The 10,658-nt window shown below is 58.9% G+C and carries 10 protein-coding genes; 8 read left to right on the top strand and 2 right to left on the bottom strand.

Annotated features, from left to right (window positions below; translation table 11 throughout):
• The first annotated feature begins 79 nt into the window (after positions 1-79).
• The 3 genes from LOY36_RS17375 to LOY36_RS17385 all read left to right on the top strand — a co-directional run bounded on the left by LOY36_RS17375 (position 80) and on the right by LOY36_RS17385 (position 2,910).
• Positions 80-1,024 (top strand): chromate resistance protein, encoded by a 945-nt coding sequence (locus tag LOY36_RS17375; protein ID WP_258669231.1) that lies wholly within the window; start codon positions 80-82, stop codon positions 1,022-1,024.
• Complete coding sequence (chrA, locus tag LOY36_RS17380; protein WP_258669234.1) at positions 1,017-2,375, top strand: chromate efflux transporter; 1,359 nt, start codon at positions 1,017-1,019, stop codon at positions 2,373-2,375. The genes LOY36_RS17375 and chrA overlap by 8 nt, the downstream gene beginning before the upstream one ends.
• 82 nt (positions 2,376-2,457) lie before the next feature.
• Positions 2,458-2,910 (top strand): chromate resistance protein ChrB domain-containing protein, encoded by a 453-nt coding sequence (locus LOY36_RS17385; protein WP_258669237.1) that lies wholly within the window; start codon positions 2,458-2,460, stop codon positions 2,908-2,910.
• A gap of 15 nt (positions 2,911-2,925) precedes the next feature.
• Here the strand turns inward: LOY36_RS17385 and LOY36_RS17390 are convergent, their stop codons facing one another.
• Positions 2,926-3,270 carry a cupin domain-containing protein gene (locus tag LOY36_RS17390; RefSeq protein ID WP_258669239.1) on the bottom strand — a complete coding sequence of 115 codons (345 nt, stop codon included), beginning with the start codon at positions 3,268-3,270 and terminating at the stop codon, positions 2,926-2,928.
• A 255-nt stretch (positions 3,271-3,525) separates the two neighbouring features.
• Here LOY36_RS17390 and LOY36_RS17395 point away from each other — a divergent pair, with 255 nt between their 5' ends.
• From LOY36_RS17395 to LOY36_RS17405, 3 genes are all read left to right on the top strand, one after another.
• Entirely contained in the window at positions 3,526-3,816 is a 291-nt protein-coding gene (locus tag LOY36_RS17395) for a hypothetical protein (RefSeq protein ID WP_258669241.1), read from the top strand.
• A 132-nt stretch (positions 3,817-3,948) separates the two neighbouring features.
• Complete coding sequence (locus LOY36_RS17400; RefSeq protein WP_007937009.1) at positions 3,949-4,350, top strand: hypothetical protein; 402 nt, start codon at positions 3,949-3,951, stop codon at positions 4,348-4,350.
• 212 nt (positions 4,351-4,562) lie between these two features.
• Complete coding sequence (locus tag LOY36_RS17405; RefSeq protein WP_007937010.1) at positions 4,563-4,844, top strand: DUF3303 domain-containing protein; 282 nt, start codon at positions 4,563-4,565, stop codon at positions 4,842-4,844.
• A gap of 144 nt (positions 4,845-4,988) precedes the next feature.
• On the opposite strand, the gene ligD is transcribed toward LOY36_RS17405, so the two are convergent.
• Positions 4,989-7,532 (bottom strand): DNA ligase D, encoded by a 2,544-nt coding sequence (gene ligD / locus LOY36_RS17410; protein WP_258669257.1) that lies wholly within the window; start codon positions 7,530-7,532, stop codon positions 4,989-4,991.
• A 433-nt stretch (positions 7,533-7,965) separates the two neighbouring features.
• Here ligD and LOY36_RS17415 point away from each other — a divergent pair, with 433 nt between their 5' ends.
• On the top strand, positions 7,966-8,481 hold the full coding sequence (locus tag LOY36_RS17415) for an Hcp family type VI secretion system effector (RefSeq protein ID WP_007900657.1): 516 nt from the start codon (positions 7,966-7,968) through the stop codon (positions 8,479-8,481).
• A 131-nt stretch (positions 8,482-8,612) separates the two neighbouring features.
• The gene (gene tssI, locus LOY36_RS17420) at positions 8,613-10,655 is read left to right on the top strand and encodes a type VI secretion system tip protein TssI/VgrG (protein WP_258669264.1); all 2,043 of its coding nucleotides are present in this window, start codon (positions 8,613-8,615) and stop codon (positions 10,653-10,655) included.
• The last annotated feature ends 3 nt before the right edge of the window (positions 10,656-10,658 follow it).

Consider the following 10,658-nt stretch of genomic DNA (forward strand, 5'->3'; position numbering starts at 1 on the left):
TACTTCTGAAGGAGAGCTTTCCCATCGCCTGAATCAGGATTAAGGTAGCAATACCTACATAACACGTAGAATTCGCTACATGGAAAATTGGCTAACGTTGATTCTCGGTCTGCCGACCGCCAATGCCACCGAACGCATGCGTGCCTGGCGCGCGCTAAAAGCCTCTGGAGCGGCGGTCTTACGCGATGGCGCCTATCTCTTACCTGATACCGCTGCCTGTCGAGAAGCGCTAACGTCTGTCGAGCGCGACATCTTGGCCATCAATGGCACTGCCTACGTCCTGCCTGTCGTTGATCCTGATGGAGAGCGCTTTATTGAGCTGTTCGACCGTAGCGATGATTACAGCAAGCTACGCGCCGAGATCGAAGCATGCCGGGCACAGCTCAATGCCGAGAATGCGCTGGCCACCACCAAACAAATTCGCAAGCTGCGCAAAGCCTATGAACAGCTCGCCAGCATCGATTACTTTCCAGGTAAACCGAAACAGCAGATCGATTCGGCTTTGCAGGAATTGGAGACAGCGGTCAGCAGAGCGCTGTCTGCGGATGAGCCGCATAGCCGCGACCAGCCAATCACGGCGCTGAGCCTTGGCGACTTTCAAGGTCGTGTCTGGGCAACGCGTAAACGCCCATGGGTCGACCGCCTGGCTTGCGCCTGGTTGATTCGGCGCTTCATTGATCCGCAGGCTCAGATCCTCTGGCTCAACACTCCACAGGACTGCCCGGCAGATGCCTTGGGTTTCGACTTCGATGACGCAACTTTCAGTCATGTCGGCAACCGCGTGACCTTTGAAACCCTGCAAGCCAGCTTTGAACTTCAAGAGCCAGGCCTGAACCGCATCGCTGCACTGGTGCATTACCTCGATATCGGTGGCATTCAGCCGGTGGAGGCTGTCGGCATCGAACGGGTGCTGGCAGGGCTACGCGAAACCATTACCCATGATGACCACTTGCTGGCTGCTGCCAGCGGCATCTTTGATGGTCTGCTCGCCGAGTTTGTGAAAGAGGAACATCCCAATGATTAAGGTTTCCCCATCAGCGGCTGAAGAGGATCTGTCGAGGCCTGAACCGATCAGTTTGCGTGAGGCATTCTGGTTCTGGCTGAAGCTGGGATTCATTAGCTTTGGCGGGCCTGCAGGACAGATCTCGATCATGCACCAGGAGCTGGTAGAGCGGCGGCGCTGGATTTCCGAGCGGCGGTTTCTGCACGCCCTCAACTACTGCATGCTGTTACCAGGGCCGGAGGCTCAGCAGCTAGCCACCTATATCGGCTGGTTGATGCATCGAACCTGGGGTGGGGTGATCGCCGGGGGGCTGTTTGTGCTGCCCTCACTGTTCATCCTGATCGCGCTGTCCTGGATGTACATCGCCTTCGGCGAAGTACCGGTGGTGGCCGGGCTTTTCTATGGAATCAAGCCTGCCGTGACGGCCATCGTCGTGCAAGCGGCCCATCGGATCGGCTCACGGGCATTGAAGAATAATTGGCTGTGGGCAATAGCGGCGGCGTCGTTTACCGCGATCTTCGCGTTCAATGTGCCGTTCCCGCTAATCGTGCTCGGAGCTGCGTTAATCGGTTATGTCGGCGGTCGCCTGGCGCCCGAGAAATTCAGAACCGGAGGCCACAGTGCCGCCAAAAAGTCCTTCGGCCCGGCATTGATCGATGACGACACCCCGTCTCCGGAGCATGCCCGGTTCAGCTGGTTGAAACTGGCACTATTGGCACTTATCGGCGCCGCGTTATGGGCATTGCCAATGGGAATCTTGACCTCACTCTTTGGCTGGGAAGGTACCTTGACTCAGATGGGCTGGTTCTTCACCAAGGCCGCGCTGCTGACGTTTGGCGGTGCTTATGCGGTGCTGCCTTATGTCTACCAAGGCGCGGTCGGTCACTATGGGTGGCTGACGCCGACACAGATGATCGATGGCCTGGCGCTGGGTGAAACCACCCCGGGGCCACTGATTATGGTGGTGGCTTTTGTCGGCTTTGTCGGCGCCTATGTTTCGCAGGTGTTCGGGGCCGATCAGGTGTTTCTGGCTGGTGCCGTCGCCGCCACGCTGGTGACCTGGTTCACCTTCCTGCCTTCGTTCCTGTTCATCCTCGCAGGTGGCCCGCTGGTGGAGTCGACTCACAATGAACTCAGGTTCACCGCACCGCTTACCGGGATTACTGCCGCTGTGGTTGGGGTGATTCTCAATCTGGCGTGTTTCTTCGGCTATCACGTTCTTTGGCCCAAAGGCTTCAGCGGCAACCTGGACTGGCCTTCCGCGCTGATCGCGATTGCGGCGGCGATTGCCTTGTTCCGCTTCAAGCGCGGCGTGATTCAGGTACTGATGGCCTGCGCACTCGTTGGTTTGGCTGTGCACCTGCTGCGCTAAAGCGCGCAATGATCAACTATTCTCTGGCGGGCACCGGGCCTGCCAGATCACCCAGCCTACTGAATTAGGCAGGAGGTGTTCCATGAGGTGGATTACCCGTGAACGACCCAAAATTGATCGCATTGCCTGTCCTTGGCTGATCACCCGTTTTATCGACCCTGAGGCCGAGTTCTTGTACGTGCCCAGCAGAGAGGTTTTGCAGATTGCCGTTGAGAAAAATGCAACGCCTTATGACATTCCGGGCGTTGAGCTTTCCCACGTAGGTGAGCTGTGCAGCTTCGATGCGTTCCTGAAGAAGTACCAGCTCAGTGATCCTGCCTTGCAGCAGTTGGCCGAAATCGTGCGCGGCGCAGATACCTCCCGCCTGGATCTGACGCCGCAATCGGCTGGGCTCTATGCGATTTCGCTGGGACTATCGCAGCGTTATGCCGATGACCACGAAATGCTGGCACATGGTTTGATCATGTATGACGCCCTCTATGCCTGGTGCAAGGAGTGTCAGGGCGAGTCGCATAATTGGCCTCCGCAGATGTGAATGTCGGGCCTGAACTTACTCCTGCCTGACAATATCGACCGAGATCTCCACTGCCGCAATCGTGCCTCTGTTCTCAAGCCAGTGCGTGGTGTTCCTGTCCTCGGGCCAACCCACGCCCGGCCCATAATCCGTGGCGACGCCATTTCGATGGTCGGTGATGGTTCCTTGCAGTATGTAGACGGTGCCGGGTCTGTCTATATGGTTGTGAACCGGCCCGAAGACGCCTCCAGGCTCAATGGTCACCATGCGCATTCTAAGTTGGCGCCCTGCCATGCCTTCGATCTCGGGGCCAAGGTCAACCGTTGCCAGTAACTTCACCGTAACACCTTGCGTTTCGGGTGCCGCCTGTTCGTTGCTCATTGTTCTCTCCTATCTGTACATACGGGGCCTGACTGGAAGTAAAGACCCTGAGAACCGACAGAGGTGTAAATCCGCCCGGCGACGGTCGCCGCCAACCGTCGCTAGACTGCCAAAAGTGGCCGGTGGTCGTGGCATGTCGCTTGTCACCGACGTTTGGCTAAGCTGAATAAATCGGGGGTGAACTGATACCGGAGTGATGGCGGCCATCAGCGGATCTGGATGGGCATCAAGACGGTACTCCCAGAGGAGACGACTATGTATGCGGTGATAAGAACTTACCTGGGTGCTGGAGCAAAGCAGCTTTTCGAGTTTCTGGAAGAGCGCAATACCGATGTCGAAACGGCCCTGCGGACAGTGCCTGGCATCGTAAGCTACACACTACTCAATACGGGTGATGGCGGTACATCAGTGACGGTTTGCACAGACAAGACCGGCACCGATGCAAGCTTGAAAGTCGCGCGCGACTGGATTCAGAAAAATGCTTCGCATATCCAGGCGAAACCGCCGATCGTGACGGAAGGTCCGGTGATTGTGCAGATAAAATAGATTCAACCGATCGATGCAACACACTAAACACTGTGTAAACAGGAGGCGTGTTGCATCGACGGAATACATCACGATCAAAGCTACAACTACCCCATGGGCAAACCCGATCATAGCGCTCTATGATTGAACCCCATGACGACCTCTCTTCCGATCCGCCAACCCTGCCCTCCCGGTGCTTGCATCTGCGAGCGTGAGCAGCTGTTGGAAACTCCCGGCACGGACCTGCGCATCCTGAGCCTGACCCAGTCGGAAGAGAAACGCCTGATCGAACGCCTGGAAAACCTCCAGAGCCTGAGCGACCTGGAGCGTCTGCAACGGCGAATGTATGAGCAGTTGGGTCTGCGCGTGGAGATCGCTCCGGGTTTCAATGAAGTGCGCACCATGCGCGGTATCAATATCACCTTGGGCGAACTGCCGGGCCTGTGCCGCAAAACCCGTCAGTCGATCCCGGCGGCCATTCGCCGAGGGCTGGAGAAACATCCGGAAGTCGCCTACGAGCTGCTCAATGCCAACGACTTGTTGCGTGATGCCTGATGGCTTGCACCGTTATCCCGATACGTTCATTAGAATGCCCTGAAACAGGATCAGCGGTCGTACGCGCGGCACGGTCCGCTGCTATGCCTTCTCATGGGAGAACAGGTTTCAGGCCAGCCAGGACGTAGCTGGAAACTCAGGCGTGACCGTGGCCCCGGCGCCAGCCAGGAACGCGAAGATAAAAGGTGCCAGTCCGTAGCAGGAGGTGGCAGATGTTATTCATGGTCCGTTGGTCCATCAGTCCGCAACAACGTAACAGCGCGATCGAACGCTTTCTCAAGACCGGTGGTGCCCCACCCGCAGGCGTCAGCATGCTGGGGCGTTGGCATGCTGTCGGCGGCTCCAGCGGTGTGGGCATTGCCGAGGCCAGTGATCCGGTGGCGATTCAGAAGTGGGTGCTGGAATGGAGCGACCTCATGAACATGGAAGTCCACGCCGCATTGACCGATGAACAGGTGGCGCCGCTGCTCGCTGCCGCAGTCGGCAAGCAATAGTTGTTGTGGTGAGGGGGCTTGCCCCCGTTGGGCTGCAAGGCAGCCCCAAAATCTCCGATGTCCCAAAGATCTTGTGAGTGCTACGCACTCAAACGGGGCGATGCGGCGTTCCGACAAGCCCCCTCGCCACAGTCTTCTGATTCACTATTTTTTCATCCCTATCCGCCGCCGCATCTCGGCAGTAATTGTCTGCCGGGTTTTCTTCAGGTCGGCCCAGGGCTCATCGCCCACCTCGGCCAGGCGCTCATGCACGGTGTGCAGGTTCCATTGATTAGCCCCCTTGAGCTCAGCCACTTCTTCGCGAAAGATCGGCACCGACACTGGCAGCCCTTCGCGGGTGCGCACGGCGTAGGCGCAGATCGTGGTGGCGCCCAAACCGTTGCGCAGGTAATCGATGAAGATGCGCCCAACCCGATTTTTCGGCCCCGACACCGCGGAAAAACGTTCCGGCAGCAGCTTGGCCATGTGACTGACAATCGCGTGGCTGAAGTCCTTGACCTCGTTCCAACCGTGTTTGCGAGTCAGCGGTACGACCAGGTGAATCCCTTTGCCGCCGCTGGTCTTGAGAAATGCCTTGAGCCCCAGCTCATCCAGCACCGTGAGGGTCAGCCGGGTCGCTTCGACCATGCTCTTCCAGGGCAACGCCGGATCCGGGTCGAGGTCGAGGACGAAGCGGTCGGGTTTGTCCAGATCGACCGACGTGGCGTTCCAGGTGTGCAGCTCCACGGTACTCATCTGCACTGCGCCAATCAGGGCTTCGGCATTGTTGATGACCATCATCGGTTGGCCGGTCAGTGCCTTGTCCAGAGTGACAATGCCGGGTATGGCCAGATTCTCGGCGTTCTTCTGAAAGAACAGTTCGCCGGCGATGCCGTCCGGTGCGCGCACCAGCGCCACCGGCCGGTCCTTGAGTTGCGGCAGAATCCACTCGGCGACACTGGCGTAATACTCCGCCAATTGCATCTTGGTGGTGCCGCTGCTGGCATCGATCACCCGATCCGGATGCGTGATGCGCACCTTGCCCTGCTCCAGGCCGACTTGTGACGGTGCCGCTTGGGAGGTTTTAGTTTTAGTGGTTGAGGTTTTCACGGTTGTCGGACGCTCCTCGGTGATATCGGCGGCAGGCTTGTCCTCGCGCAGCCCATGGAACACGGCCTGGCGCACCGAGCCGTCCTTGGTCATCTCGGCGAAGGCCACTTCCGCCAGCAGAACGGGTTTGAGCCAATGCACACCCTTGGCTTCAACACCGGTGGGCGGGTTGACCACCGACGGTTTTTTCGTCTGCAGCGGTTTCAGTTGTTCGTAAAGACGCTTGAGGCTCGCCTCGCTGAATCCGGTGCCGACCTTGCCCGCATAGCACAATTCCCCGCTGTCACGGTCGTGCAGCCCCAGCAGCAACGCGCCAAAGGCACTGCGCGAGCCTTTGGGATCGGTGAAGCCGACCACGATGAATTCCTGCCGATGCTTGCACTTTAGTTTGATCCAGTCACTGCTGCGCCGGGACACGTAAGGCGAGCCCAGGCGTTTGCCAATCAACCCTTCCATGTGCATTTTACAGGCGCTGTCGAGTAACGCCTCCGGGGACTCGTTGAACGCGTCGGAGAACCGCAACAGCGGGTTTTCATTGGGCTTGAGCACAGTCGCCAGGGCCGCCCTGCGCGCTTCGACAGGGACTTCGCGCAGGTCCACGCCATTGAGATAAGGCAAATCGAACAGGTAGTAAACGATGCTGGCGCTACGTCCGGCATCGAAGGCATTTTGCAGCGCCTGAAAATCCGGAACACCCTGCTCGTCCGCCACCACTATTTCGCCGTCGAGCCAGGCCGATTCCAGGCCCAACGCCGCCAGCGCTGCAGCCTGCTCCGGCAATTTGTGGGTCCAGTCGTGACCGTTGCGGGTGAAGAGTTTGACCTCATCGTGGTCGATGCGCGCCATGACCCGGTAACCGTCGAACTTGATCTCATAGCTCCATTCGCCGTCCGGTGCGGATTCCACCAGTGTCGCCAATTCGGGTTTGAGCAGCTCCGGCAGTTTGGCTTTGCGGGCGCCTGTCAGCTGTGATGATGTATTTCTGCGCGTCCTCGCCGCTGGCTTTTTAACGGGACCGGGTTTCGACTTGGCGACGATGGTGCGATCGCTGAGCACGCTGTCGGGCTCGGCGGCGACCACATCGTAATCGCTTTCGGGCCTGGCCGCGCCGTCCTGATGCTTGATCAGAAACCATTGCTCCTGCTTGCCCGGCATGTGCGTGCGCACGAGGTTCCACAGGCCGCCGAGCTTCTCCCCTTGCAACTCGAATTTCAGCCGGCCCTTGGCGTACGCCTTGGCCGGGTCGTCCTGGGGAATCCATACCCCACGGTCCCAAACGATCACCTCGCCGGCGCCGTAATGCCCTTCGGGAATGGTGCCTTCGAACGTGGCGTAATCGAGCGGATGGTCTTCGACGTGGATTGCCAGGCGCTTGACCTTGGGGTCCAGCGACGGGCCTTTCGGCACGGCCCAACTTTTCAGCGCGCCATCGAGCTCCAGGCGAAAGTCATAGTGCAGGTGCGAGGCATCATGTTTCTGAATGCAGAATTGCAGCGCATGATCCTTCACCGTTTTTTTGCCCGAACGCTTGGCGGCGGCCGGTTCCGGAGTCGCCACAAAGTCACGCATGCGGTTGTAATCGTCCAGGGTCTTGTTCATGGCTTACCGGGTGCTCGCTGGCGGACGCTGAATCGGCACGTCTCTACATCAGCAGAGCGACAGGTCCGGAAAAAAATTCCATCGCCACTGGAATTGCCCGGACAGACGGCTGGGTCTATCGGGATGATCGCTCATAGCCTTGATGCGCAACTTCTTGCGCAGTTATTCGTCCCAAAAACACCTCGACAACGCTGAACGCCAGGTGGATCAAGCCCTCCAGCCGAGTGCGCAACTTCTTGCGCACCACTGCGCAAGAAGTTGCGCACTTTTTCAGGTGATCGCTGCCGAAAAACCTCTCCACGTTTAAAAAATATCCTCAACCACCTGATTTATATGACAAAAAATATTTCTGGCACGCTCCTTGATAACAGTCAGGCACCCACCGGGCGATACCGCCTCCCGGGCACCCTCACTTTTAGCAAGGAGCACATCCATGGCTACACCAGCGTACATGTCCGTTACTGGCGAGAAACAAGGCCTGATCACTGCCGGCGCATTCACCGCCGACTCCGTTGGCAACACCTACCAGGAAGGCCACGAAGACCAGGTCATGGTTCAGGCTTTCAGCCACGACGTGATCATCCCGCGTGACCCACAGTCCGGCCAACCGACCGGTCAGCGTGTACACAAGCCAGTCGTGATCACCAAGGTATACGACAAGTCTTCGCCACTGTTGCAAGCGGCGCTGACCTCCGGCGAGCGCATGAGCGAAATCGTTATCCAGTGGTACCGCACCTCTGCTCAAGGTACCCAAGAGCACTACTACACCACCAAACTGGAAGACGCGATCATCGTCGCCATCAACAACAAAATGCACAACTGCCAGGATCCGTCGAACTCGCACTTCACGCACCTGGAAGAAGTGCAATTCACCTACCGCAAAATCACCTGGACCCACGAAGTATCCGGTACTTCGGGTTCCGATGACTGGCGTGTTCCAGTCGCTTAATCGCGGCTGACGGTTCCAAACATCGGCCAGCTCTGCTGGTCGATGTCATTTGCGCCTTCCAGGAATTTTCGCGTCCGCAAGCGCCCGTTTGGGTGTAGGCGTGCGCCGCAGCACTGCACGAGGAACAAGGGATGTTCGCGCCGGCCAATCAGACTCACTTTGCCCTGACTGTCGAAGGTCTGGAAAACGATCTCCAGGTCCTTGCCCTGCAAGGTCGGGAAGCCATCAGCCAGCCTTTTGTGTTTGAGGTGGAACTGGTCAGTGAGCAGCCGTCCCTGGACCTCGAAACGCTATTGCACAAACCGGCCTTTTTGCAGCTCTCGCCTGACGGCAGCGGCATTCATGGCCAGATCTACCGCGCCGCCCAGGGCGATTCGGGCAAACGCCTGACCCGCTACGCCGTGACCTTGCGCCCGCAGCTGTCCTACCTGGCGCACCGCATCAACCAACGCATCTTCCAGAACCTCACTGTGCCGAAAATCATCGGGATGGTCCTCGAAGAGCACGGCATCCAGAGCAATGCCTACGAATTCAAAGTCGGGGCGATTTATCCCGAGCGCATTTACTGCGTTCAGTACGATGAATCGGACCTGCAGTTCATCCAGCGCCTGTGCGAGGAAGAAGGTATTCACTACCACTTCCAGCACAGCGCCACGGCCCACAAGCTGGTGTTCGGCGATGACCAGACGGTGTTCCCGAAACTCGCGCCCGTGGCCTACCAGCAAGACTCCGGCATGGTCGCCAACGACCCGGTAATCAAGCGCTTCGACCTGCGCCTGGAAACCCGCACCAGCCGCACCACCCGCCGCGATTACGACTTCGAAAAACCGCGCCTGAAACTGGAAAGCGAGAACCGTGGCGACGCCCTGCCCGACCTCGAAGACTACGACTACCCAGGTCGCTTCATCGACCGCGAACGCGGCAAGCACCTGGCCAAACGCGCCCTTGAGCGTCACCGCAGCGACTTCCAGTTGGCCGAAGGTCGAAGCGATCAGCCGTTGCTGGTCAGCGGCCACTTCCTGGCCCTGACCCAACACCCCAAGGCCAAGTGGAACGACCTGTGGCTGCTGACCGAAATCCTCCACGAAGGCAAACAGCCGCAAGTGCTGGAAGAGTCGGTGACCAGCAGCACCACCAACCTCAAAGACGATTTCCACCAGGGCTACCGCAACCGCTTCCAGGCCACCCCCTGGGACGTGCCGAACCGTCCGCCGCTGAACCACCCCAAGCCACGGATCCTCGGCAGCCAGAGCGCCGTGGTCACCGGGCCAAAAGGTGAAGAGATCCACTGCGACCAATACGGCCGCGTCAAAGTGCAATTCCACTGGGACCGCGAAGGCCAGGCCGACGACAAGACCAGCTGCTGGCTGCGCGTCTCCTCCGCCTGGGCCGGCGCCCACTACGGCGGCATCGCCATTCCACGCATCGGCATGGAAGTGCTGGTCAGCTTCCTCGAAGGCGATCCCGACCAACCGCTGATCAGCGGCTGCCTGTACCACAAGGAAAACGTCGTCCCGTACGCCCTGCCGGCGAACAAGACCCGCAGCACCTTCAAAACCCTGAGCTCTCCGGGCGGCGGCGGTTTCAACGAACTGCGCATCGAAGACAAAAAGGGCCAGGAGCAGATCTTCCTGCACGCCCAGCGCGACTGGGACGAAAACGTCGAGCACGACCAGAAAATTCGCGTCGGCAACGAACGCCACGACACCGTCGAGCAAAACAGCTACAGCGAATTCAAGGCCGAAGAACACCACACCGTCTACGCCGACCGCAAAGTCGAAGCCCGCGCCAACGACCACCTCACTGTGGGCGTCAACCAGCACATCAAGGTCGGCACCGGCCAATTCATCGAAGCCGGCCAGGAAATCCACCTGAGCAGCGGCATGAAAGTCGTGCTCGAAGCCGGCAGCGAACTCACCCTCAAGGCCGGCGGCACCTTCATCAAGATCGATGCCAGCGGCGTGACGCTGAGCGGACCGGTGATCAACATGAACTCCGGCGGCAGCCCAGGCAGCGGCACCGGCGCGGCACCGCTGATGCCTGGAGCGTTGAAACAGGCTGATGCGGATAAGGCTGGTGCGGTGTTGACACCGGCTCAAGTCAACACCCTCAAACGCAACGCACCGTTCTGTGAAGAGTGCGAGAAGTGCAAGGCAGGTGCTTGTGCGATCTGATCC

The sequence above is a fragment of the Pseudomonas sp. B21-019 genome (assembly GCF_024749225.1).
Classification (GTDB): domain Bacteria; phylum Pseudomonadota; class Gammaproteobacteria; order Pseudomonadales; family Pseudomonadaceae; genus Aquipseudomonas.